Here is a 24,479-nt window from a genome sequence, read left to right on the forward strand (position 1 = left end):
GAACGACCAGTTTTTACAATGTCCTGGGAACCAGAAGCGCACGGTTTCTGTCTGTTAGAGAGAGCCCACCTTTCGACAGATGTTGGAAATCGATGAATTCACCCAAAGCAGCCGCAACATCTCGAGAGCCCAAAACGCGTGGGAAAGGCGGTTCGCGCCTCCAATTGCGCGATCGCGCGCGCCTCGTTGTGGAGGATTTGAGCCCCACGGTCGCGGGCGGTCCTTTTGCGGTGAAGCGGGTGGTCGGCGATGACGTGACGGTTGCGGCGACGATCTTTGCCGATGGGCACGAGCAATTGGCCGCCGAACTGCGCTGGCGGGCGATCCCCGACAGGTCGTGGCAGTGCAAACCCATGAAGCAATTGCCCAATGATCGCTGGAGCGCAGAGTTCGCGATCGAGCGGGCCGGCCGATACGAGTACGTGGTCGAAGGCTGGATCGACCAATTTGGCGGCTTCCGGCGCGATTTCGCGAAGAAACTCGAGGCCGGCGTGGCGCAGCCGGTCGACGAAGCCGAAGGGCGGGCGCTTGTCGAACAGGCTGCGGATGCCAGCAAGGGCAAGCTCGCCGCCGCGTTGAAGGCGAAGCTTGCCGAACTGGACCAGGCGAAAGAAGAAAGCCGCGCCGGCCTGTTGCTCGACAAGAGTCTGGCGCTGCTCGTCCGGAAGGCAGACAGCCGGCCCCATGCGCTGCGCTCGGAGCCGCAAATCGTCGATGCCGAACGGATCGAAGCGCGCTTCTCGAGCTGGTACGAACTGTTCCCGCGCTCGATGACCGACGATCCGCAGCGCCACGGCACCTTTGCCGATGTGATCGAACACCTGCCCCGGGTCCGCGACATGGGCTTCGACACGCTGTACTTCCCGCCGATCCATCCGATCGGCAGGACCAACCGCAAGGGTCCGAACAACACGCTGACGCCCGGTCCGGACGATCCCGGCAGTCCCTATGCCATCGGCAGTGCGGAAGGAGGCCATGACGCCATCCATCCCGAGCTCGGGACCTTCGAGGATTTCGATCGTCTCGTCGCTGCCGCGGCGGATCATGGGCTCGAGATCGCGCTCGATTTCGCCATCCAGGCCGCGCCCGACCATCCCTGGCTGACCGAACATCCCGGCTGGTTCGCCTGGCGTCCCGACGGCAGCATGAAATACGCCGAGAACCCGCCGAAGAAATATCAGGACATCGTCAATGTCGATTTCTACGGCCCCGATGCCGTGCCGGGCCTGTGGGAAGCGCTGCGCGACGTCGTGCTGCTATGGGTCGATCACGGGGTGAAGACCTTCCGGGTCGACAATCCCCACACCAAGCCGCTGCCCTTCTGGGAGTGGATGATCGGCGAGGTCCGGGCGAAGCACCCGGAGGTCATCTTCCTGTCCGAAGCCTTTACCCGCCCGACCATGATGTACCGGCTCGCCAAGATCGGCTTCAGCCAGTCCTACACCTATTTCACCTGGCGCAACGAGAAGCAGGAGCTGATCGACTACATCACCGAGCTCACCACCGAGGCGCCCCGGGAGTTCTACCGCCCGCATTTCTTCGTCAACACGCCCGACATCAATCCCGGTTTCCTCCAGACCGGGGGGCGGCCGGCCCACCGCATCCGTGCGGTGCTCGCCTCGACGCTGTCGGGCCTGTGGGGCGTCTATTCGGGCTTCGAATTGTGCGATGCTACCCCGCTCGGCCCGGGCAAGGAGGAATATCTCGATTCGGAGAAGTACGAGATCCGCCCCCGGCAATGGCGCAGCGCCAACGACATCGTCGACGATATCACCCGGCTCAACACTCTGCGGCGCGAGAACGAGGCGTTGCAGACGCATCTCAACACGCGGTTCTACGCAGCCGATAACCCGAACGTGCTGTGGTACGGCAAACCTTCGCCCGATGCGGGAGCTGGTGGCGAGCTTACCGAGATGATCGTCGTGATGGTAAGCCTCGATCCGCAGAATGCGCATGAATGCCATTTCGACGTTCCGCTGTGGGAATTCGGTCTGCCCGACGACGCAATGGTGGCGGTCGAGGATCTGTTCGGAGGCTACCGCTTCGACTGGTACGGCAAGGTGCAGCACATCCGCCTCGATCCCGACGAGCCGTTCCGCGTGTGGCGCATTTCCGTGCCGGGAGTGCCCGCATGACCAAGCACCAACCCGTCACCTCGACCGCCACCATCACCGGGTCCGACGATCCGTACTGGTACAAGGATGCGGTGATCTACCAGCTCCACGTCAAAAGCTTCTTCGACGCCAACAACGACGGCATCGGAGATTTCAAGGGGTTGATGCAGAAGCTGGATTATATCGCCGATCTCGGCGTGACCGCGATCTGGCTGCTGCCCTTCTATCCGTCCCCGCGGCGCGACGACGGCTACGACATCGCCGAATATCGCGACGTCTCGCCCGACTACGGGACCATGGACGACGCGCGCGCCTTTATCGAGGCCGCGCACCGGCGCGGTATTCGCGTCATCACCGAACTGGTGATCAACCACACCAGCGACCAGCACCCATGGTTCCAGGCCGCGCGCAAGGCGCCCCCGGGCAGCCCGGAGCGCGATTTCTACGTCTGGTCGGACGACGACAAGCTCTATTCCGGTACGCGGATCATCTTCCTCGACACCGAGAAGTCGAACTGGACCTGGGACGAGGAGGCGGGCGCCTATTTCTGGCATCGCTTCTATTCGCACCAGCCCGATCTGAACTTCGAAAACCCGCAGGTGCTCGCCGAGGTGCTCTCCGCGATGCATTTCTGGCTCGATGCCGGGATCGACGGGCTGCGGCTCGATGCGATCCCCTACCTGATCGAACGCGACGGCACCTCCAACGAGAACCTGCCCGAGACGCACGACGTGCTGAAGAAGATCCGCGCCGATCTCGATGCGCATTACGAGGGCAAGATGCTGCTGGCCGAAGCCAATATGTGGCCCGAGGATACGCAGGCCTATTTCGGCGGCGAGCCGGGCGGAACCAGCAGCGAATGCCATATGGCGTTCCACTTTCCGCTGATGCCGCGGATGTACATGGCGGTGGCGCAGGAAGACCGCTTTCCGATCACCGACATCATGCGCCAGACGCCGGACATCCCAGAGGATGCCCAATGGGCGATCTTCCTGCGCAATCACGACGAGCTGACGCTCGAAATGGTGACCGATGCCGAGCGCGACTATCTGTGGGACATCTATGCCGCCGACCGCCGCGCGCGGATCAATCTGGGCATTCGCCGCCGGCTCGCCCCGCTGATGGAGCGCGACCGGCGCCGGATCGAACTGATGAATGCGCTGCTGCTCACCATGCCGGGCACGCCGGTGCTCTATTACGGCGACGAGATCGGCATGGGCGACAACATCTTCCTCGGCGACCGCGACGGGGTGCGCACGCCGATGCAATGGTCGCCCGATCGCAACGGGGGCTTCTCCAAGGCCGATCCGGCCAGCCTGACGCTGCCGCCGATCCAGGATCCGCTTTACGGCTACGAGGCCGCCAATGTAGAAGCGCAGGAGCGCGACCGCCATTCGCTGCTCAACTGGATCAAGCGCATGCTGGCCGTGCGCAAGGATCATCACACTTTCGGGCGCGGGAGCCAGACCTTCCTGCGGCCCGCCAACCGCCGCATCCTCGCCTATCTGCGGCAACATGAGGGCGAGACCATCCTGTGCGTGGCGAACCTCTCTCGCACCGCGCAGGCAGTCGAACTCGACCTCCATGAATTCGAGGGGCGGGTGCCGGTCGAATTGACCGGCGGCACGACCTTTCCCAAGCTCGGCAAGCTGCCCTATCTGCTGACCCTGCCGCCCTACGGCTTCCTGTGGTTCGAACTGACCGACGAGGCGCAGGCGCCCGAATGGGCCAGCGCCGCACCCGATGCCGAAGTCGAACGTCACACCTTCGTCCTGCGGCCCGATCTGGCCGACGTCGCGCAAGGCCAGAGCCGCCAGGTGCTCGAGCACGACATCCTGCCCGACTACATCCCCCACCGCCGCTGGTTCGGGGCCAAGGACGAGACAGTGAAAAGCGTTGCGATTCAACGGCTGACGCCTCTGCCTGGCGCCGAGGATCTGCTGCTGGGCGAGATCGAAGTCACCACCGATTCCGGCTCGGCGCGTTACTCGCTGCCGCTGGGGATTGCCTGGGAGGGGCGGCAACACGGCCCCTACGCTTCCAATCTCGCGATCGCGCGGGTCCGCCGCGAACGCCATGTCGGGCTGCTCACCGACGGCTTTGCGCTCGAGGAATTCGCCCGCTCGGTCGTCGCCGGCATTCGCGACAATGCGAAGCTGGCAAGCGAGGGCGGAGAACTGCGCTTCGAAAGGACTGCGGCCTTCGATCTCGATCCCGGCGCCGAACCCGAGTGGCTCGCCGCCGAGCAATCCAACAGCACGATGGTGCTGGGCCAGCAGGCGGTGCTCAAGCTGCTGCGCAAGCTGGCACCCGGCGAACATCCCGACGCCGAGATGGTCGATTATCTGGTGACGCATGGCTTCGCCAATGTCCCACCCGTATTCGGCACGGTGAAGCGGGTTTCGGGAAGCGAAGAGACGCTGGTCATGCTGCTGCAGGCCTTCGTCTACAATCAGGGCGACGGGTGGCAGTGGACGCTGGGGGCGCTGGAGCGGCTGGCCAGCGACACCGACTGGAGCTTCGACAATTACGAGAATTTCGCCGCCAATCTGGGGCGCCGGCTGCGCGAGATGCACGATGTTCTCGGCCGGGAAACCGACGATTCGGCATTCGCTCCCGAAGTGATGACGCTCGAACAGGCGGACAAGCTGGGCGGCCGGATCAAGGGCGAGGTCGACACCGCGCTCGAACGGCTTCGCGGGACTTCTCACGACGAGAATACCGCTCGGCAGGTCGAGCGCCTGAGTGCCAGTCGCGATACCCTGATCGACCGGATCGGCGAGGTCGCCCGGCTCGCCGAGGGTCGGCGACGCACCCGGATCCACGGCGATCTGCATCTGGGCCAGGTGCTGGTGACCGGCAGCGACGTGATGATCATCGATTTCGAAGGCGAGCCGACCCGTCCGCTGGCCGAGCGCCGGGCCAAGGATCTGCCTTTGCGCGATGTGGCGGGCCTGGTGCGGTCCTTCGACTATGCCGCCGCCATGGCCGAGCGCGGACGCGTGGCCGGGGCTGACACCTGGGAGGCCCGTGCGCACGAAGGCGCGGCGATCTTCCGCAGCCGCGCAGTCGAGGCTTTCCTCGAAGGCTACCGCAGCGAAACCGGCGAGCACGATCCGTTGCTCGACCTGCTGGTGCTCGAAAAGGCCGCCTACGAGGTGTCCTACGAAGCGGCGAACCGCCCCGACTGGATCGGCGTTCCCGCAGCCGGGCTGGCGCGCGCTGCCGAGAAACTGCTTTCCGGAGACAATGAATGACCGCATCCGAAGACATGCTCGGCACCGCTGCCGCCGCCCTGCTCGAGGGGCGCCTCGACGATCCCTTCGCGCTGCTCGGCCCGCATGAGAGCGCAGGCGGAACGACGGTGCGCACATTTCAGCCCGGCGCACAGATGGTCGAGCTTGTGACGCGCAAGAAAGGCGCGCCACGCGGTACGCTGGAGGAGGTGGCCCCGGGCCTGTTCGCGGGGAAGCTCAAGAAAAAGAACGACGAATATGCGCTGCGGATCACCTGGCCGGGCGGGACGCAGCAGGTGACCGAAGATCCCTATTCCTTCGGTACCGTGATCGGCGATTACGACCTCCACCTGTTCAGCGAAGGCCGCCACCTCGAACTGGCGCGCGTGTTCGGCGCGCAACCCAAGGAGATGGAAGGCGTCTCCGGAGTTGCCTTCTCGGTCTGGGCACCCAATGCGCGCCGGGTGTCGGTGATCGGCGATTTCAACATGTGGGACGGACGCCGCCACCCGATGCGGCTGCGGCATTCCGCCGGCATCTGGGAGCTGTTCGTTCCCCGGCTCGGCGCGGGCGAGCTCTACAAGTTCGAAATCGCCGGAGCCGACGGCAATGTGATCGAGAAGGCCGATCCCCTGGCGCGTGCAACGGAGGTGCCCCCCGGCACCGCCTCCATCGTCGCGCCCGCACCGGAATTTACCTGGAGCGACGACGACTGGATGCAGGAGCGCGCGGAGAGGCATGCCCCCGATGCTCCGATCGCGGCCTACGAGGTTCATGCCGGATCGTGGATGACGAATGACGAAGGCGGTCCGCTCAACTGGCAGGCCATGGCGCACAAGCTCGTGCCCTATGTGGCGCAGATGGGGTTCACCCATATCGAGCTGCTGCCGATCATGGAGCACCCCTTCGGCGGGTCGTGGGGCTACCAGCCGCTGTCGCAATTCGCGCCCTCCGCCCGGTTCGGCTCGCCCGCCGATTTCGCCGGCTTCGTGGACGCCTGCCACCGCGCGGGCATCGGCGTCATCCTCGACTGGGTCCCGGCGCATTTCCCCACCGATGCCCACGGCCTGGCGCAATTCGACGGCACGCCGCTCTACGAGCACGCCGATCCCAAGGAAGGTTTCCATCAGGACTGGAACACGCTGATCTACAATCTCGGGCGGCGCGAAGTCTCGGGCTTCTTGCTGTCGAGCGCGATGTGGTGGCTCGAGACCTTCCATATCGACGGGCTGCGCGTCGATGCGGTCGCTTCGATGCTGTACCGCGATTATTCGCGCGAGCACGGCGAATGGGTGCCCAATGTCCATGGCGGGCGCGAGAACCTGGAATCGGTCGCATTCCTCAAGGCGATGAACGAGGCGGTCGCCGACCGTTGCCCCGGTGCCATGACCATCGCCGAGGAATCGACCGCTTGGCCGGGCGTCAGCGCGCCGGTGGCGGAAGGCGGGCTGGGCTTCGACTACAAGTGGAACATGGGCTGGATGCACGACACGCTCCAGTACATCGAGCGCGACCCGGTCCATCGCGGCTGGCATCATGGCGAGCTGACCTTCCCGATGGTCTATGCCTGGTCGGAGAAATACGTCCTGCCGATCAGCCATGACGAGGTCGTCCATGGCAAGGGCAGCCTGTGGGACAAGATGCCCGGCGACCGCTGGCGCAAATTCGCCAATCTGCGCACCTATCTGGCGTTCATGTGGACCCAGCCGGGCAAGAAGCTGCTGTTCATGGGCTGCGAACTGGGCATGGAAAAGGAATGGAACCATGACGAGGGGCTGCCCTGGCACCTGCTCGAACAGCCGGATCATGCGGCCGTCCAGCGCCTGCTGGGCGACCTGAACAGGCTCTATGTCGGGGAACCCGCGCTCCATGCCCGGGACTGCGAGCATTCCGGCTTTTCCTGGATCGTGGGAGACGATGCGCGCAACAGCGTCTTTTCCTTCGTCAGAATAGCCGAGGGGCACGAGCCGATCGTCGCGGTTTTCAACATGACGCCCGAACCGCGCCATGCCTATCGCATGGGGCTGCCGCAGGCCGGACCCTGGCACGAGATTCTCAATTCCGATGCGATGGATTATGGCGGCGGCAATATCGGCAACTCCGGCCTTGTCGAAGCCGATGGCGACCCCCTGCACGGGCAGGCCGCGTCCGCCGAACTGACGCTCCCGCCGCTCGGCGCGGTAATTCTCAAACCCGGAGTCGCCAACCAGTGATCGAGGTTCCCGACCGGCTGCAGGCCGGCTCACCCTATCCGCTAGGCGCGTCGTTCGACGGGCTCGGCGTCAATTTCGCGGTGTTCTCCGCCAATGCCGACAGCATCGATCTGTGCCTGTTCGACCCCAGCGGTCGGCGCCAGATCGCCTGTCTCCCTCTGCCGGAATGGACCGACGAAGTCTGGCATGGCTATCTGCCCGGGGCCAAGCCCGGCCTGCTCTACGGGTTCAGAGCGCATGGCCGCTACGAGCCCGAGAACGGCCACCGGTTCAATCCCAACAAGCTGCTGCTCGACCCCTATGCGAAGATGCTCTCGGGCTCGGTGCGCTGGACCGACGCGCTGCATTCCTACCGGGTGCGTTCGAGCCGCAAGGATCTCAGCTTCGATCGGCGCGACAGCGCTGCGGCCATGCCCAAGGCGGTGGTCACCAGCGATGCCTTCGACTGGACCGGCGATGTCCGCCCGAACACGCCCTGGACCGAGACGGTGATCTACGAAGCGCATGTGAAGGGGCTGACCCAGCTTCTGGACGATGTGCCCGTGACCGAGCGAGGCACCTATGCGGCGCTCGCCCATCCCAAGGTGATTGCGCACCTCCAGCATATCGGTGCCACGGCCATCGAACTGCTGCCGATCCATGCTTTCGTGCAGGATCGCCGTCTTCAGGAAGCCGGTCTGACGAATTACTGGGGCTACAACACGCTGTCCTTCTTCGCCCCGGAGCAGCGCTATCTCGCCGACGATGGCGACGAATTGCGGATTGCGATCCGGCGGCTGCATGCCGCGGGGATCGAGGTCATCCTCGACGTGGTCTTCAACCACACCGCCGAGGGCAGCGAGCTGGGCCCCACCTTCAACCTGCGCGGTCTGGACAACGCGACTTACTACCGCCTCGTCGAAGGCGAGCCGCGCTATTGCGTCAACGATACCGGAACCGGCAACACGCTCGACCTGTCGCATCCCCGGGTGCTGCAGATGGTCGCCGACAGCCTGCGCCACTGGGCCACCAGCTACCGGGTCGACGGCTTTCGCTTCGATCTGGGTGTTACGCTGGGCCGCGACGGCAACAACGGCTTCGATCCACGGTCCGGCTTCTTCGACGTCCTGCGCCAGGACCCGGTGCTCAACGGGCTCAAGCTGATCTCCGAACCTTGGGACATCGGCCCGGGCGGGTACCAGCTCGGCAATCACCCGCCCGGTTTCGCCGAATGGAACGACAAGTTCCGCGATGCCACCCGGCAGTTCTGGCGCGGCGACGCGGGCATGCGCCCCGAATTCGCGCGCCGGATCGCCGGATCGGCCGACCTGTTCGACCGCCGCGCACGGCGCCCTTGGGCCAGCCTCAACTTCGTGACCGCGCACGACGGCCAGCCGCTGCGCGACGTGGTCAGCTACGAAGAGAAGAACAATTGGGCGAACCAGGAAGAGAACCGGGACGGCCATTCGGAAAACTACAATTGCAATTGGGGGGCCGAAGGACCCACCGACGATCCGGCCATCGAGGAAATCCGCAACCGCGTCTCGCGTTCGATGCTCACCACGCTGTTCGCCTCGCTCGGAACCCCGATGCTGCTGGGAGGCGACGAGTTCGGCCGTTCGCAGCAGGGCAATGACAACGCCTATTGTCAGGACAACGAGATCAGCTGGTTCGACTGGGAAAAGGTGGATAGCGAGCAGGGGCGGGCCTTAAGCGACTTCGTCCGCCGCCTCACGGACATGCGCCGCAATTATCCGCTCATCCGGGCGAACAATTTTCTCCACGGCGATGTCGAAGTGGCCGAGGGCATTCTCGACATCGACTGGTTCGACGAACGCGGGGAACACCTGAGCGCCGACGACTGGCACAATGAACAGGGACGCGCGCTGGTCATGCGCCGCGCGCATCGCCTCGCCGACGGCAGCATCGAAGCGGTGACGCTGCTGATGAACGGCAGCGGCGAAACGCTCGACTTCCGTCTGCCGCCACCCGCCGAACTGCTGCGGATGCTGGTGATCGACAGCGCCGATCCGCAAGCGCCCGAAAGCGAGGTTGGAGATGTCATCAAGGTCGAGGATCGCGCGATCAAGGTCGTCGTCGGCACCGGGAAGATCGATTGATGGCGAGGCGGTGGGGGCCCGAACTGCTTGGTGATGGGGCGCGTTTCCGCCTCTGGGCACCCGATCGCGAAACGGTGACGCTGGAAATTCGCGGCGAAGAGTCGTTGCCGATGAAGCGGGAGAGCGAGGGCTGGTTCGTCGGCGAAGCTCCGGCCCGGGCGGGGATGCGCTACCGCTTCCGGCTGAGCGACGAGCTCGCGGTCGCGGACCCGGCCTCGCGAATGCAAGACGGCGGTGTCCATGGCTGGAGCGTGCTGACCGATCCCGAAGGTTTCGACTGGCAAACCCGCGACTGGACCGGCCGGCCGTGGGAAGAGACCGTGATCGAGGAAGTCCATCCCGGCGTACTGGGCGGCTTCGCGGGTGTTGCGGAGCGCCTCCCCGCGCTTGCCGAACTCGGGGTGACTGCGGTCGAGCTGATGCCGGTGGGGGCGTTCTCGGGAACCCGCAATTGGGGGTATGACGGAGTGCTCCCCTATGCGGTTGCCGAAAGCTACGGTTCGCCCAACGAGCTGAAGGCGCTGGTCGATCGCGCCCATGACCTCGGGCTGATGGTCTTTCTCGACGTGGTCTACAACCATTTCGGGCCCGACGGGAATTACCTCGGCGTCTATGCGAGCGAGTTCTTCGACGAGCATGCGCACACCCCTTGGGGCGGCGCGGTTGCGGTGGCGCGGGAACCGGTGCGCCGCTTCTTCATCGACAATGCGATGATGTGGCTGGACGAATACCGCATCGACGGCCTGCGCTTCGATGCCGTGCATGCGATCGCCGACGACGAGTTCCTCGATGCCATGGCGCGCGAAATCCGGGCGAAGCTGCCCGGCCGGCACATCCATCTGGTGCTCGAGAACGAAGGCAATGATCCCGAGCGGCTCGCACCGGGCCTCTACGACGCGCAGTGGAACGACGATTTCCACAATGTGCTGCATGTGCTGCTGACCGGCGAGACCGAAGGCTATTACCGCGGCTTTGCGCAGGATGCGACGCACAAGCTCGCCCGCTGTCTGGGCGAAGGCTTCATCTATCAGGGGGAGACGCCCCCCGGCTCCGACCACGCGCGCGGCAAGCCCAGCGGGGATCTGCTCGCCACCCGCTTCGTCTCCTTCCTGCAGAATCACGACCAGATCGGCAATCGCGCCATGGGCGAGCGGCTGGTGCAGCTGGTCGATCGCGACCGCCTGCGCGCCGCGACCGCGCTGCTGCTGCTGTGTCCGCAGATCCCGATGATCTTCATGGGCGACCGCGAAGGCAGCCGCTCGCCCTTCCTGTTCTTCACCGATTTCCACGACGAGCTGGCCGATGCGGTGCGCGAAGGCCGCCGCGGCGAATTCGCCGGCTTTGCCGCTTTTGCCGACGAACGGGCGCGCGCAAGCATCCCCGACCCCAATGATCCCGCCACCTTCCGACGTTCGCGTCCCGAGCCGGGGCCGGACGCCGAGGAATGGCGCGGCTTCTACCGCGACCTGCTCGCACTGCGGCACGAGGCGATCGTCCCGCGGCTGAGGGGCGCGAGAGGACTCGGCGCGGAGGTGCTGGGCGAAGGAGCCGTGACTGCGAAGTGGCGGATGGCCGACGGCGCCGAGCTCGCGATCGCCTTCAACCTCGGCGCAAAGCCGGTGGATTTCCCCCCGCAGGAAGGAACGCTGCTGTTCGAGCTTGGAGAGGCGGGGGAGCCGGCAAGTCTGTGCGGCTGGATGCTGCCATGAGCGCGCTGCACGATTTGGCCCGGCAGGCAGGCCTGCAGATCGAGTGGGAGGACGCCGCGGGTCGTCCCCAGCGGGTCGCTGACGAGAACCTCGTCCGCATCCTGACGGCGCTGGGCTATCCGGCGCAGGACGATGGCGAGCTGACCGAGAGCCTGCGCGCGTGCCGCGGGGATCAGCAGCATCGCAGCTTCGTCTCGTCCCGGAGGAACGAGGCCTTTGCCCTGCCGCAAGGTTGCGGGACACCGGGATCAGCTGAGCTCGATCTTGATGACGGCACGGTCCGATCGGTCCGCATCGCAGAGACGGCGGGCGGCCTGCAGGTGCCTCCCATTGCCGAGATCGGCTACCACACGCTGCGCGGATCGGACTGGCAGCTCCGGGTGGCGATTGCGCCCGAGCGCTGCCTCGGCATCGGTGATCTGGCACCTGGACGGCGTCTCTGGGGCCCGGCGGTGCAGATCCCTTCGCTGCGCGATCGACAGGAGCGCGGCTTCGGCGATTTCGGGACCTTGCGCGAAACGGTCCGCCAGTTCGCCGAAACAAGCTCGGCGGGGGCGCTGGCGATCAGTCCGACCCACGCGCTGTTTCCCGCCGATCCCGGGCGCTACAGCCCCTATGCCCCCTCCAGCCGCCTGTTCCTCAACATCCTGTTCGCGGATCCAGGTCTGATCGCGCAGCCTCTGCCGCCAGCCTCGTCCGATGAGCTGATCGACTGGGACCAGGCGATCCCCGCGCGGGTCGAAGCGCTCCGCGCCGCCCATGCCGCCTGCGGCGCGGATGTCCGGGCGAAGGTGCAGGCCTATCGCGAGCGCATGGGCGAGGAGCTGGAGCGGCATGCGATCTTCGATGCGCTGCACGCGCATTTCTTCGCCGGCGGCGCGCGCGGCTGGCAAGACTGGCCCGTCCAGTACCACGATTCCGGGAGCGAGGCGGTCGCCCGCTTCGCCGCGCAGCACCGCGATGAGGTCGATTTCTTCCTGTTCGCGCAGTGGCTCGCGGCCGAAAGCCTCGATGCCGCACAAGGGGCGGCGCGCGAGGGCGGAATGCCGGTCGGCCTCATCGCCGACCTTGCGGTCGGAATGGACGGCGGCGGCAGCCATGCCTGGAGCCGCCCGGGCGATCTGCTCGGCGGGTTGTCGGTGGGCGCACCGCCCGACCTGCTCGGTCCCGACGGGCAGGACTGGGGCCTGACCACTTTCTCTCCCGCCGCCTTGCAACGCACCGGGTTCGAGCCCTTCATCGCCACGCTGCGCGCAGCCCTGCGCCATGCGGGCGGGATCCGGATCGATCATGTGCTGGCGCTGAACCGGCTCTGGGTCGTGCCGCATGGGGGCAGTCCGGCGGACGGCGCCTATCTCACCTATCCGCTCGACGACATGCTGCGCATCCTCGCGATCGAATCGCACCGCGCCAATGCGGTGGTGATCGGGGAGGATCTGGGGACGGTGCCCGAAGGGCTGCGCGACCGGCTCGAGGCGGATCATGTGCTGGGTATGCGGGTGCTGTGGTTCGAGCGCGATGACGAGGGTGGGTACATTCCGCCCGAGCGCTGGCAGGAGCAGGCCGTCGCCATGACTGGAACGCATGATCTGCCATCGATCGCCGGGTGGTGGCAGGGGCGAGACATCGACTGGACATGGGCGCTGGGGCGTTCTTCTCCGCATGCCAACGAGACCGAGGCTCGTGCTGCTCGCGGACAGGAACGCGCCGATCTGTGGGAAGCGTTGGTCGCCAGCGGCGCGGCCGCGGGGCCGCAGCCGGATATCGACAAGCCGGCCCCCGTCATCGAGGCGATCCTGCGCCATGTCGGATCCACGCCCTGCGAACTGGCGATCATCCCGCTGGAAGATATCATCGGGAGTGTGGAACAGCCCAATCTCCCGGGCACCACCGACCAGCATCCCAACTGGCGCCGCCGCATGCCCGCCGCGACCGAGGATCTGCTCGCGCGTACGGAGGTCGCGCGGCGGATTGCCGATCTCGGGGCCAGCCGATCATGACCCCACGCGCAACCTACCGTGTCCAGTTCAATCGCGATTTCCCTTTCGCCTCCGCAGAAGAGATCGTCCCCTATCTCGGCGAACTCGGGGTCAGTCATGTCTATGCCTCGCCGATCACCGCTGCGGTTCCGGGTTCGCAGCACGGCTATGACGTGACCGACCCGGCGCGGGTCAATCCCGAGCTTGGCGGCGAGGAAGCCCTGCGCAGCCTGGTCGCGGCACTGCGCGCGCGCGGCATGGGCCTGATCATCGACATCGTGCCCAACCACATGGGTATCGCGGGCGGGTACAACCCCTATTGGAACGATGTGCTGCGCCATGGTGAGGCGAGCGAATATGCCCGCTGGTTCGACATCGACTGGTGCGAACCGCTGCTGCTGCCGATCCTGGGGGCGCCGCTGCCGGAGGTTCTGGCGGCCGGCGACGTGACCCTCGATCGCAGCGCCGCCGAACCCGAACTGGTGCTCTATGGCGAACAGCGCCTGCCGCTTCGCCGCGAAGACCACGCCGCGCTGCCGGGGCCGGACGATCTCGAAGGCCTCGCCGCGCTGCTCGGCCGCCAGCACTATCGCCTCGCCTGGTGGCGGCAGGCCAATGACGAGCTCAACTGGCGGCGGTTCTTCACGATCAACGAACTGGCCGGGCTGCGGATCGAGGACCCGGACGTCTTCGAGCGCACCCACGAGCTCTATTTCCGGCTGTGGCAGGAAGGCCTGATCGACGGCGTGCGGATCGACCATGTCGACGGTCTCTCCGATCCCGCCGGCTACTGCCGCAAGCTGCGCCAACGCTTCGACGCGCTGGCGCGCCCCGCCGACGCTCCACAGGGCCCGGCCTATATCGTGGTCGAAAAGATCCTCGGTCCGGGAGAAAGCCTGCCGCGCGACTGGGGTGTCGACGGCACCAGCGGTTATGATTTCATGGAAGAGGTTTCGGCGCTGCTCCACGACCCCGCCGGGGAAGCGGAGATCCTCGCGCTGTGGCACGAATTCAGCGGTCGCACCCTGACCTTCCGCGAGGAGGAGCTCCAGGCGAGACAGGACATGCTGTCCTGGGACTTCGAGAGCCAGCTGCGCGCCTGCACCGACAGCTTCCTGGCACTCGCGCGGTCCGATCCGGGTTCGGCGGGTTGGACGAGCGGCATGCTGCGCCGGAGCATCGAGCGGCTGATCTGGGTCTTTCCCGTCTACCGCACCTACGGCACCGGGACCGCCGCACCGCCCGGCGATGCTGCGGTTCGGGAACGTGTGCGCGAAGATGTTGTACGCTTCGTCCCGCCGGGAGAAGCGGCAGTCGCCGAGCGGGTTCTGCAATGGCTGGGCGGCAATGGTCCCGGCGACGCGAATCTTGCCGCCGAAGCCGTTCGCCGGTTCCAGCAATTGTCAGCGCCGATTGCGGCAAAAGCAGTGGAGGATACCGCGTTCTACCGTTTTGCGCCGCTGCTCTCGCGGCTCGACGTCGGCTTTGACGCCGATCGTATCGCCAGCTCGGTCGAGGATTTCCATCGCGCCTGTTCGGATCGCCTCGATGCCTTCCCGCTGGCGATGCTTGCCACTGCCACGCACGATCACAAGCGCGGCGAGGATGTACGCGCCCGGCTCGCCGTGCTTTCCGCCATTCCGCATGTCTGGCGGCAAAGGGTGGAGGCCTGGGACGAACTGGCGGGAGGCAAAGACTCCGGAGTCGCCGCGGCGGACCGATACGCGCTCTATCAAATGATCTACGGATGCTGGCCCGACCGGCTGCAATCTGGCGATCGCGAAGGTCTGACCGCCTATGCTGAGCGGCTGGTCGCCTGGCAGGAAAAATCCCTGCGCGAAGGCAAGTTGCGGTCGTCCTGGGCAATGCCGGACACGAAGTATGAAACGGCCGCGAGGCAGTTCCTCGAAAGCCGGCTCGATCCCGCACGAAGCGGCGGACTGGCGGCTCCGATCCATGGATTCGTCGTCGAAACCGCCGGTGCGGCATCGGCCAATATGCTCGTTCAGGCGGGTCTGCACTTTACGGTTCCGGGCGTGCCCGATTGCTATCAGGGCTGCGAACTTCCAGATTACAGCATGGTCGATCCCGACAATCGGCGCCCGGTCGATTTCGTCCAGCGGCAGCAAATGCTCGCGAAGGCGCTGCCAGCCCATCCCAAGCTCGAGCTCGTCTCCAGGCTGCTGCTGCTTCGCCGCAAGTTTCCGCAGGTGTTCCTGCGCGGCACCTACGAGCCGGTGGCTTCGAGCGGGATACGCAAGGACCATGTCCTCGCATTCGAGCGGCGCCGCGGCGATATAGTGCTGCGCTGCGCTTTCGCGCTGCGCTGCGCCGAGTCCATTACGGGTTCGGACACGACCATTCCGCCCAGGGAATGGTGGGCCGATACGCAAGTGCATTTCGGCATCGGCGATAGCGCCGCGGCCGATCTCTTCGGGGGATCTCCCGTCTTTGTTAGCCTGGAAGATCCGGATGGGCCTTGCTCTTCATCGGTGATCGGGTCCTAGGCACAGCAGGAGCAGCCAGTTCGGTGGAGGCCGCAGATCACGACCAGCCTCGGTCCCGGATATGTCCGGCAGGCAAGGCGCCGATGCAATTGGGCCCATCGCCCGACGACCCATTCATAGCACTTGAAAATCAAGCCCGGTTCACCGAAACTTCCCCAATGATTCGTTATAGTTACTCCTCGACTTTCGGCGGCCCCATGTACACCGGATCTGCGGCATGACCCGGCCTTCGGCGCAGCGCAGTTCCGCGCTGCTCCAGCAGAGATCGGCGCTCGCCAGCTTCGGAGAGCTCTCCTTGAAATCGGAAGATCTCGATGAGATCCTCACCGAGGCTTGCCGCCTGGTGAGCGAAGCTCTCGACACCGATCTCGCAAAGGTGATCGAACTGCGCGACGGGGGCGTTTCCCTGTTCGTCCGCGCGGGTGTGGGCTGGAAAGCCGGGGTGGTGGGCGAAATATGCCTCGAACGCGACCCCGGCTCCTCGGAAGGAAGGGCGCTCGAAACCGGCGAGCCGGTCATTTCCCCCGATATCGCCACCGAAGACCGATTCGAATTCGCCGAGTTCCTGAAGGAGAATGGCGTCCGGGCACTGGTCAACGTCATCATCATCGGCGGCCATGACAAGCCGCCCTTCGGCATTCTGCAGGTCGATAGCCGCCAGCCTCGCGATTTCAACGAGGACGACATCTCCTTTCTGCGTACCTATGCCAATCTGCTGGCGGCGGCCGTCGACCGGATGCAGACCGACAGCGAGCGACGGTCCGAGCAGAGCAGGTTGGCAGCCAGCGAGGCGCGCCTGCGCACTCTGGTCGAGGGTATCCCGCAGCTGGTGTGGCGCTCGGCTGCAGGCGGGAACTGGTCGTGGTCCAGCCCCCAGTGGCGGGAATTTACGGGTCGGTCCGAAGACCAGAGCCTTGGCAGGGGATGGCTCGACGCCTTGCATCCCGACGACCGCGAAGGGGCGATACAGGCGTGGAACAGCGCCGACGGCGACAACCCGCTCCAGGGCGAATTCCGGATCAGGAATGCGGCGGGCGATTATCACTGGCACCAGCTTCGTGCAGCTCCGGCTCGAGACAGCGACGGCACGGTGATCGAATGGCTCGGCACGGCAACCGACATCGACGAATTGCGCCGCTTGCAGACCGAACAGCGCATGCTGGTGGCGGAATTGCAGCACCGGACGCGCAATCTGATCGGAGTGGTGGACGGCATAATCGGACAGACGCTCAGAGGCGCGTCGCTGTCGGGCGAGGTTCGCGAAAAGCTCCAGGGCAGGCTGCAGGCGCTTTCTCGTGTGCAAGGCCTGCTGTCGCAGTCGCATCAGGAATCGATCACGCTCGAGCGCCTGATCAGTCTCGAACTGGAGGCGATGGCAGCGGATCGCAACACGGATCGGATCGAGGTCGCAGGGCCGCACGTATCCATCGACGCCTCCAGCGTGCAGACCTTGGCGCTCGTGCTCCACGAGCTTGCCACCAATGCCCGCAAATACGGCGCTCTCAAGCAGGAGAATGGTACGCTCAGAGTGGCGTGGGAATGTGTGGATTATGGCCAGTCGTCCGGCCTGCAACTCACATGGCGGGAAGAGGGAATTTCCATCGCGCCGGGTGCGCAGCTCGGCGCGGGCTTCGGCTTCTCGCTGATCAAACGAGCCATTCCGCACCAGCTGAATGCCAAGACCCGGCTCGAGTTCGGCGACGACTGGCTGACGTGTACAATCGTGCTTCGGCTCAAGGGAGAGCAGAGGCTTCATGTCTGAGGAACCAAGGGCTTTGCGAGTTGCCGACAAATGCGTGCTGATCGTCGAGGACGAGTTTTTGATAGCTTTCGACATTGCCGATCAATTCGAGGCCGCAGGAGCGCGGGTGCTGGGCCCCTTCGCCGACGTGCCGACCACGTTGCAGGCCATCGAACACGGCGATGTGCCGGATGCGGCGGTGCTCGATGTCAATCTGGGGGGCGAACGGAGCCTCCGCGTCGCACAACGGCTGGCGCAAGACGATATCCCGTTCGTCTTCGTAACCGGCTACGACAGCAACTGCCTCCACGAAGAGCGCACGCTGGCGCCGATCCTGCAGAAACCCTTCGCTTTCGACGCCGCTGTCGCCGCCCTGTTCGCGAACTGATCGCCTGGGCATGCGCGAGCGCGGAGGTGCTTGCGCAATGCGGCGCGCTGCTCCACCTCTCCGCCCGGACTTGAGGGAGGACACGGCCGGCATGCATTTCCAGCTTACCGAACAGCAGCGCGAGCTGCAGGACAGCGCACGCAACTTCGCGCAGAAGGAGCTGCCCGAGCTCGCCCGCGAGATGGAGACGAAGGATTTCTCCGTCCCCGCCGAGATGGTCCGCCGCTATGGCGCAATGGGCTTTCTCGGGGTCAATCTGCCCGAGCAATATGGCGGGCTGGGGCTGGGGCATTTCGAGGCGATCCTCGTGCTCGAACAATTCGCGATGATTTCCAACGCGGTCGCCTTCCCGGTGTTCGAGGCGCTGGTCGGGCCGGTGCGCACGCTCGAGCGATTCGGCTCGGAGGAACTCAAGGCGCGGATCATCCCGCAGGTCGCCGCGGGCGAGGCGACGGTAGCCGTCTCGATGTCCGAACCCGATGCCGGGACCGCGCTGACCGAGCTGACCACGCATGCCAGCGACGAGGGCGATCACTATCGGCTCAACGGCACCAAACGCTGGACCAGCGGCGCGGGCCATGCGCGCTATTACGTCACCTATTGCCGGCTGTCGGACGAACCGGCTGCCAAGGGGATCGGCGCGCTGCTGGTCGACAAGGAAATGGACGGGGTCTCGTTCGGCGCGCGCGAGGAGCTGATGGGCTTTCGCGGGATCGAGACCCGCGACATCCTGTTCGACGATGTGAAGGTGCCCAAGGCCAATCTGGTGATCGGCGCGGGCGGCTTCGGCCAGCTGATGCAGGCCTTCGGGCTGGAACGCTGCGGCAATGCGACGCAGAGCCTCGGTCTCGCGCAGGCCGCGCTCGATCAGGCGATCGCCTACACGCAGGAGCGCAAGGCCTTCGGCAAGCCGATCGTCGACTTCCAGGGGGTGCAACTCAAGCTCGCCGAAATGGCGATGCGGGTCGAGGCCGCGCGGCTGCTGATCTACCGCGCGGTGGTCAACTCCGCCGAGCAGGAGGGCGGGCTGCCCTCGGTCTACGAAAGCAGCGTCGCCAAATGCTACGCCAACGAGATCGTCCGCGAGGTGACCGCGCAGGGCATGCAGGTGATGGGCGGCTATGGCTATCACAAGGAATACGGGATGGAGCAGCGGCTGCGCGACGGCTTCGCCTGGGGAATCGCGGGCGGGGCGATCGATGTCCAGAAGACCAATATCACCGCCGCGATGATCGGCCGGCGGTTCGACCAGCGGCGTTGATTCGGTGCAGTGTATTGCCTAGATACGACGCCTATGGATGATCCGATCGAAGACGACGGCCCGCTGACGCCGCTCGACCCCGGCTACAGGTCGGTGATGCGGATCGTGACCGCGATCTGGCTGGCGATCCTGCTGGCTCCGGCGATCGCCGCCGAGGTCGCGATCCCGGGCTGGCACGGCGTCGTCGTGGTCCCCTATCTGCTGCTCGCCGCGGCCATCCTGCTGCGCCTTCCTCAGCGCCGCTGGCAGGCGCGCGGCTACCGGGTGGCCGACGAGCGTCTGCGGGTGGTCAGGGGGCTTTTGTTCCATTCGGACACGGTGGTGCCCTTCGGACGGGTCCAGCATATCGATGTCGACCAGGGCCCGCTCGAGCGCGCCTACGACATCGCCACGCTGACGGTGCACACCGCGGGCAGCCACAACGCCTCGGTCCATCTTCCCGGGCTCAAGCACGCCGATGCGCTGGCGATGCGCGATGCGATCCGCGCGGCGATCCGGCGCGACACGCTGTGACGGGCGACCGGCCCCCGCCGGATAAGCGGTATGTTACCGTGCCTGCTACGGCACCTGCCCCGTCACCTGCCACGCTGCCGGTAGCAGCCGGGCAGGAGGAGAGTGCCCCCGACGATGCGGGCGAGCCGCGGCGCACCGATCCCAGGAGCTTCATCGTTGGCGCGGTCGCCTCGCTCGGGCAGGTCGCGCTTCCGCTGGCCTTCGGCGCCTATGCGGTGCTCGACGGCGAACCGGCCCGGCTGCTGTTCGCGATCCCCGCGGTGCTCGCCATCCTCGCCATCAGCACCGCGCTCGCCTATCTTCAGTGGTACCGCTTCACCTATCGCATCGGCGCGAGCGACATCCGCGTCGAGAGCGGCGTGATCGCTCGCGCCGCGCGGTCGGTACCCTATGAGCGGATCCAGGACGTCAGTCTCGAGCAGAAGCTGCTCCCGCGGCTGTTCGGGCTGGTCGAGGTGCGGTTCGAGACCGGGGCCGGGGGCAAGGACGAGCTCAAGCTTTCCTATCTGACCGGGGCCGAGGGCGAGCGGCTGCGCGAGGTCGTCCGCAGCCAGAAGGACGGCGCGGTTGTCGCGACCGATGCCGATACCGATACCCTCGCCGAACCCGTCGAAGCGCCGCCCCCGCTGTTCGCGATGGGGCCGCGCCGGGTCGTCACCTTCGGGCTGTTCGAATTCTCGCTCGCGGTGGTCGCGGTGGTGGCCGGCGCCGCGCAGCAATTCGATTTCCTGCTGCCCTTCGATTTGTGGGATTTCGACGCCTGGCAGGACCGGCTGGCGGGTCCCGGGCGCTGGCTCGCCGGGCTGGGCGTCGCCGCGCAGATTGCTGGCGGGATCATCGCCGTGGCGACCTTCCTTGCGATCGGCTTCGCCACCGGGCTGGTCCGCACCGCCCTGCGCGAATGGGACTTCCGCCTCGAGCGGACCGACAAGGGGCTGCGCCGCCGCCGCGGACTGCTGACGCGCACCGATGTCGTGATGCCGATCCACCGGGTGCAGGCGCTGCGGATCGGGACGGGGGCGGTGCGCCGCTGGTTCGGCTGGCGGGAGCTCAAACTCGTCAGCCTGGCGCAGGACAGCGGCTCTGCCAACCACAGCGTCGCACCTTTTGCGCAGGCCGAGGAAATCGCGCCGATCGTCGCGGTGACGGGGTTCCACCTCCCGGGCGAAGGGCTCCAGTGGCAGAGGGCTACCAGCCAGTACCGGACCGATCGGGTGGTACTGGCGGGTCTGGCGCTTTCGGCAATGACCATCGGGCTGGCAGTGGCGGGGCAGGGCTGGCTCGTGGCGGTCCCGCCGCTCGGCTTCGCGATCATCGCGGCGCTGGAATTCGCCAACTGGCGCTTCGTCGCCAATGGCTTCGATGCCAGCCAAATGTTCACGCGCCGCAATTTCCTCGCGCCGCGGATCGCGATCGCCTCGCGGGTCAAGCTGCAGTCGGTCGAGATCAGCCAGGGGCCGATCGCGCGGCGCCGCGGCTATGCGACGCTCAGCCTCGGGCTTGCCGGGGGCAAGTTCGCCGTCTCGGGAATATCGCTCGAGCGGGCGCGGCAGTTGCGCGCCGCGGTGCTCGAATCGATCGCAGGCCGCGACTTCAGCGAGCTGGTCTAGGCGCGCAAATCGCTCCAGCCGGGGTTCTCGTCGAATTTGGCAGCGACATAGGAGCAGGCGGGCACGATCCGGAAGCCCTGCTCGCGGGCGTCGGCGACCAGCGCTTTCACCAGTTCGCCAGCGACACCCCGGCCGCGCAGCGAGCCCGGGACGAAGGTGTGCTCGGCGACCCGCGTATCGCCGCGCGCGGCCCAGGTCAGCTTGCCGGTCGCATCGCTGTCCGCGACCCGCGCGACATATCCGCCGCTGGCGCCATTCTCGTGTCGTTCGATCGTCACATCGGTCTCGGGCATGGGTGCGGGATCCTTTCGCTGTCTTGCAAGCAACGCCCGCCGCTCTATGGGCGTTCCGATGCAATTCCTCTCCGACAACGCCGCCGCCGTCCACCCGCTCGTCTGGGAAGCGATGCGCGCCGCCGACACGCCCGATGCGCCCTATGACGGCGACGACTTGTCGCGCGAGCTCGACGCGCGCTTCTCCGATCTGTTCGGGCGCGACTGCGCCGCGCTGTGGGTCGCCACCGGCACCGCCGCCAATTGCCTCGCGCTCGCGACCATGGTCCAGCCGCACGGCGCGGTGGTGTGCCACGAGGAAGCGCATATCGAGATGGACGAAGGCGGCGCGCCCGGCTTCTACCTCCACGGCGCCAAGCTGCTGCTGGTGCCGGGGGAGAGCGCGAAACTGACCCCCGACGCCCTCCGCGCCGCGATCGATCCGATCCGCGACGATGTCCACCAGGTCCAGCCGCATGCGGTGTCGATGACCCAGGCGAGCGAATATGGCTGCGCCTATCGCCCCGACGAAGTGGCCGCGATCGCCGCGCTGGCGAAGGAGCGCGGGCTGGGGCTGCATATGGACGGTGCGCGCTTCGCCAATGCGACCGCCTTTCTCGATTGCACCGCTGCCGAGGCCGCCGGCCCGGTCGACGCGCTCAGCTTCGGCTGCATCAAGAACGGCGCGATGAGCGCGGAGGCGATCCTGTTCTTCGATCCGGCGGCGGCGGATGTCGCGCGCTATCGCCGCAAGCGTGCGGGCCATCTGCAGTCCAAGGGTCGCTTTCTCGCCGCGCAATTGCTCGCGATGGTGGAGGGCGACCTGTGGCTGCACAACGCCCGCGCCGCCAATGCCGCGGCGCAGGAGATCGGCGGTGCCGCCGCCGACCGGCTGATGCATCCGGTCGAGGCCAACGAATTGTTCGTGCGCTGCAGCGCCGCGGAGCGCGAGGCTTTGCGCCAGCAGGGCTTCGGTTTCTACGACTGGGGCGCGGATGCCGCGCGCTTCGTCACCGCCTGGAACACGCGAGCAGAAGACGCCGCAGCGCTCGCCCGGACGCTCTCGGGCCTGTGACCGCCGCTGCGCCCGCAAATCCCGCCGATCACGCGCTGCTGCGGCCGCGGATCGTCCTTCCCTTCCTCCTGACCGGGATCATCTGGGGTTCGACCTGGTGGGTGATCACCGACCAGATCGACGGGGTGGCGCCAAGCTGGTCGGTGGCGATCCGCTTCGCCGTCGCCACCCCGGCGATGTTCCTGCTGCTGCTGGCGATGCGCAAGACGCTGAGGATCGGCAGGGCGGGGCACTGGCTCGCGCTGGCGATCGGGGTCACGCAGTTCTGCGGCAATTTCAACTTCGTCTACCGCGCCGAACTGCATCTCACCTCGGGGATCGTCGCGGTGCTCTTCACCATGCTGATCGTCTCCAACGCGGTCTTCGGCTGGTGGCTGCTGGGGCAGCGGATCACGCGCAATTTCGTCGCCGGCACCCTGGTGGCGCTGTGCGGGATCGCGCTGCTGCTGTGGCACGAGGCGGGGCTCAACCCGCTGGGCGGATCGATCGGACTGGGGATATTCTGGGCCGTTCTGGGCATCCTGTGCGCCAGCATCGCCAATGTCGTCCAGGCCAACCCGACCGGGCGTTCGCTGCCGATGGTGAGTCTGCTCGCCTGGGCGATGCTTTACGGCACGATCGCCGATTTCGCGCTCGCCTGGTGGACCGCGGGGCCGCCGGTGCTGCCCGACCGGCCAAGCTTCTGGCTCGGGATCGGCTGGCTGGCGCTGGCGGGCAGCGTGGTCACCTTCCCGCTGCACTACACGCTGGTGCGCCAGATCGGCGCGGGCCGCGCGGCCTATAACGGCATCGTCACCGTGATCGTGGCGATGCTGCTCTCGACGCTGTTCGAGGATTACCGCTGGACCGCTTGGACCGCGCTGGGGGCAGGGCTCTCGCTGTGCGGTCTGGTGATCGCGCTGCGCGCCCGCAGCGTGCCGACCCCGCCGCTCGGTAGCGCAACGCTAGAGAAGCCCGCGTAGCCCTTCGCGATAGGTCGGGTAGGCCGGGCTCCAGCCGAACACGCGCCTGGCCTTGCCGTTGGCGACCCGGCGGTTCTCGGCATAGAAGCCGCGCGCCATCGGCGAAAGCCCGGCCTGTTCGATGCTCTGCAAGGGCGGCGGCTCGATCCCCAGCAGGCGGCAGGCCTCCTCGATCACCGCGTTCTGGCTGGTCGGGAGATCGTCGGCGAGATTGTAGGCCCCCGGCGGCGCACCGCGCGCAATGGCGGTGACCACGCCCGAGACGATATCCTCGACATGAACCCTGCTGAACACCTGGCCGGGCAGGTCGATGCGATGCGCCTTGCCCTCCCGCACCCGCTCGAAGGCGCTGCGCCCGGGGCCATAAATCCCCGGCAGCCGGAACACACGCGCGCCCAGCTCCAGCCAGCGCGAATCGCATTCCGCGCGCGCGCTGCGGCGGCCGGTCCCGGTGGGGGAGGCCTCGTCGACCCAGGCGCCCTCGGCATCGCCATAGACCCCGGTCGAGGAGAGATAGCCGAGCCACTTGCCCGCCAGCGCGTCGGCATAGAGGTCGAGCACCGGGTCGCTGTTTTCCGAGGGAGGGACCGAGGACAGCACATGGGTGCATTGCGCGAGCGCCTCGCGCACCGCATCGCGATCGGCGAAATCCAGCTCCCCGTCGCTGCCGGTGGCCACCACCTCCCAGCCTTTCGCACCGAGCGCTTGCGCGATCCGCTTGGCGGTGTAGCCCAGGCCGAAAATGAACAATCGCGACATCGGTTCGTATTAGCCCAAAGCTCCCCATATGAAAGCCTAGC

16 protein-coding genes are annotated in these 24,479 nt (G+C 66.4%); 14 read left to right on the forward strand and 2 right to left on the reverse strand.

Annotation, left to right across the window (positions count from 1 at the left end):
- Window positions 1–188 precede the first annotated feature (188 nt).
- The 12 genes from ACQ5J0_RS06550 (at window position 189) to ACQ5J0_RS06605 (ending at window position 21,370) form a co-directional block, all read left to right on the forward strand.
- Window positions 189–2,135: an alpha-1,4-glucan--maltose-1-phosphate maltosyltransferase gene (locus ACQ5J0_RS06550; RefSeq protein ID WP_462569759.1), complete on the forward strand. Its 1,947-nt coding sequence runs from the start codon at window positions 189–191 to the stop codon at window positions 2,133–2,135.
- Window positions 2,132–5,371: a maltose alpha-D-glucosyltransferase gene (gene treS / locus ACQ5J0_RS06555; RefSeq protein WP_462569760.1), complete on the forward strand. Its 3,240-nt coding sequence runs from the start codon at window positions 2,132–2,134 to the stop codon at window positions 5,369–5,371. Before ACQ5J0_RS06550 ends, treS begins: the two co-directional genes overlap by 4 nt.
- Entirely contained in the window at window positions 5,368–7,563 is a 2,196-nt protein-coding gene (glgB, locus tag ACQ5J0_RS06560; protein ID WP_462569761.1) for a 1,4-alpha-glucan branching protein GlgB, read from the forward strand. Before treS ends, glgB begins: the two co-directional genes overlap by 4 nt.
- Window positions 7,560–9,662, forward strand: coding sequence for a glycogen debranching protein GlgX (glgX, locus tag ACQ5J0_RS06565; protein WP_462569763.1), 2,103 nt, complete (start codon window positions 7,560–7,562; stop codon window positions 9,660–9,662). The genes glgB and glgX overlap by 4 nt, the downstream gene beginning before the upstream one ends.
- Complete coding sequence (treZ, locus tag ACQ5J0_RS06570) at window positions 9,662–11,371, forward strand: malto-oligosyltrehalose trehalohydrolase (RefSeq protein WP_462569764.1); 1,710 nt, start codon at window positions 9,662–9,664, stop codon at window positions 11,369–11,371. Before glgX ends, treZ begins: the two co-directional genes overlap by 1 nt.
- Window positions 11,368–13,371, forward strand: a complete 2,004-nt coding sequence (malQ, locus tag ACQ5J0_RS06575) for a 4-alpha-glucanotransferase (protein WP_462569765.1) — start codon at window positions 11,368–11,370, stop codon at window positions 13,369–13,371. The genes treZ and malQ overlap by 4 nt, the downstream gene beginning before the upstream one ends.
- Window positions 13,368–15,857: a malto-oligosyltrehalose synthase gene (treY, locus tag ACQ5J0_RS06580; protein ID WP_462569766.1), complete on the forward strand. Its 2,490-nt coding sequence runs from the start codon at window positions 13,368–13,370 to the stop codon at window positions 15,855–15,857. The genes malQ and treY overlap by 4 nt, the downstream gene beginning before the upstream one ends.
- Window positions 15,858–16,074: 217 nt before the next feature.
- Window positions 16,075–17,619, forward strand: coding sequence for a sensor histidine kinase (locus tag ACQ5J0_RS06585; protein WP_462569767.1), 1,545 nt, complete (start codon window positions 16,075–16,077; stop codon window positions 17,617–17,619).
- The gene (locus ACQ5J0_RS06590; RefSeq protein WP_462569768.1) at window positions 17,612–17,986 is read left to right on the forward strand and encodes a response regulator; all 375 of its coding nucleotides are present in this window, start codon (window positions 17,612–17,614) and stop codon (window positions 17,984–17,986) included. The genes ACQ5J0_RS06585 and ACQ5J0_RS06590 overlap by 8 nt, the downstream gene beginning before the upstream one ends.
- A 91-nt stretch (window positions 17,987–18,077) precedes the next feature.
- The gene (locus tag ACQ5J0_RS06595) at window positions 18,078–19,247 is read left to right on the forward strand and encodes an acyl-CoA dehydrogenase family protein (protein WP_462569770.1); all 1,170 of its coding nucleotides are present in this window, start codon (window positions 18,078–18,080) and stop codon (window positions 19,245–19,247) included.
- Window positions 19,248–19,280: 33 nt separating this feature from the next.
- Window positions 19,281–19,760, forward strand: coding sequence for a PH domain-containing protein (locus ACQ5J0_RS06600; RefSeq protein WP_462569771.1), 480 nt, complete (start codon window positions 19,281–19,283; stop codon window positions 19,758–19,760).
- Between the two features lie 38 nt (window positions 19,761–19,798).
- Window positions 19,799–21,370 carry a PH domain-containing protein gene (locus ACQ5J0_RS06605; RefSeq protein WP_462569772.1) on the forward strand — a complete coding sequence of 524 codons (1,572 nt, stop codon included), beginning with the start codon at window positions 19,799–19,801 and terminating at the stop codon, window positions 21,368–21,370.
- On the opposite strand, the gene ACQ5J0_RS06610 is transcribed toward ACQ5J0_RS06605, so the two are convergent.
- Entirely contained in the window at window positions 21,367–21,663 is a 297-nt protein-coding gene (locus ACQ5J0_RS06610; RefSeq protein ID WP_462569773.1) for a GNAT family N-acetyltransferase, read from the reverse strand. The genes ACQ5J0_RS06605 and ACQ5J0_RS06610 overlap by 4 nt on opposite strands.
- Before the next feature lie 58 nt (window positions 21,664–21,721).
- On the opposite strand from ACQ5J0_RS06610, the gene ACQ5J0_RS06615 reads away from it, so the two are divergent.
- Together ACQ5J0_RS06615 and ACQ5J0_RS06620 are read left to right on the forward strand one after the other, a co-directional pair.
- On the forward strand, window positions 21,722–22,717 hold the full coding sequence (locus tag ACQ5J0_RS06615) for a threonine aldolase family protein (RefSeq protein WP_462569774.1): 996 nt from the start codon (window positions 21,722–21,724) through the stop codon (window positions 22,715–22,717).
- Complete coding sequence (locus ACQ5J0_RS06620) at window positions 22,714–23,679, forward strand: DMT family transporter (protein ID WP_462569775.1); 966 nt, start codon at window positions 22,714–22,716, stop codon at window positions 23,677–23,679. The genes ACQ5J0_RS06615 and ACQ5J0_RS06620 overlap by 4 nt, the downstream gene beginning before the upstream one ends.
- Here the strand turns inward: ACQ5J0_RS06620 and ACQ5J0_RS06625 are convergent.
- Window positions 23,662–24,438, reverse strand: coding sequence for an SDR family oxidoreductase (locus ACQ5J0_RS06625; RefSeq protein WP_462569776.1), 777 nt, complete (start codon window positions 24,436–24,438; stop codon window positions 23,662–23,664). The genes ACQ5J0_RS06620 and ACQ5J0_RS06625 overlap by 18 nt on opposite strands.
- Window positions 24,439–24,479 lie beyond the last annotated feature (41 nt).

The organism is Qipengyuania sp. SM2512 (assembly GCF_054954005.1).

Bases quoted from the DNA above. Each gene is read 5' to 3' on its own strand.
- treS (WP_462569760.1), top strand. From the start codon at position 2,132: ATGACCAAGCACCAACCCGTCACCTCGACCGCCACCATCACCGGGTCC.
- glgB (WP_462569761.1), top strand. From the start codon at position 5,368: ATGACCGCATCCGAAGACATGCTCGGCACCGCTGCCGCCGCCCTGCTC.
- treZ (WP_462569764.1), top strand. From the start codon at position 9,662: ATGGCGAGGCGGTGGGGGCCCGAACTGCTTGGTGATGGGGCGCGTTTC.
- malQ (WP_462569765.1), top strand. From the start codon at position 11,368: ATGAGCGCGCTGCACGATTTGGCCCGGCAGGCAGGCCTGCAGATCGAG.
- treY (WP_462569766.1), top strand. From the start codon at position 13,368: ATGACCCCACGCGCAACCTACCGTGTCCAGTTCAATCGCGATTTCCCT.
- ACQ5J0_RS06585 (WP_462569767.1), top strand. From the start codon at position 16,075: ATGACCCGGCCTTCGGCGCAGCGCAGTTCCGCGCTGCTCCAGCAGAGA.
- ACQ5J0_RS06590 (WP_462569768.1), top strand. From the start codon at position 17,612: ATGTCTGAGGAACCAAGGGCTTTGCGAGTTGCCGACAAATGCGTGCTG.
- ACQ5J0_RS06595 (WP_462569770.1), top strand. From the start codon at position 18,078: ATGCATTTCCAGCTTACCGAACAGCAGCGCGAGCTGCAGGACAGCGCA.
- ACQ5J0_RS06600 (WP_462569771.1), top strand. From the start codon at position 19,281: ATGGATGATCCGATCGAAGACGACGGCCCGCTGACGCCGCTCGACCCC.
- ACQ5J0_RS06610 (WP_462569773.1), bottom strand. From the start codon at position 21,663: ATGCCCGAGACCGATGTGACGATCGAACGACACGAGAATGGCGCCAGC.
- ACQ5J0_RS06615 (WP_462569774.1), top strand. From the start codon at position 21,722: ATGCAATTCCTCTCCGACAACGCCGCCGCCGTCCACCCGCTCGTCTGG.
- ACQ5J0_RS06625 (WP_462569776.1), bottom strand. From the start codon at position 24,438: ATGTCGCGATTGTTCATTTTCGGCCTGGGCTACACCGCCAAGCGGATC.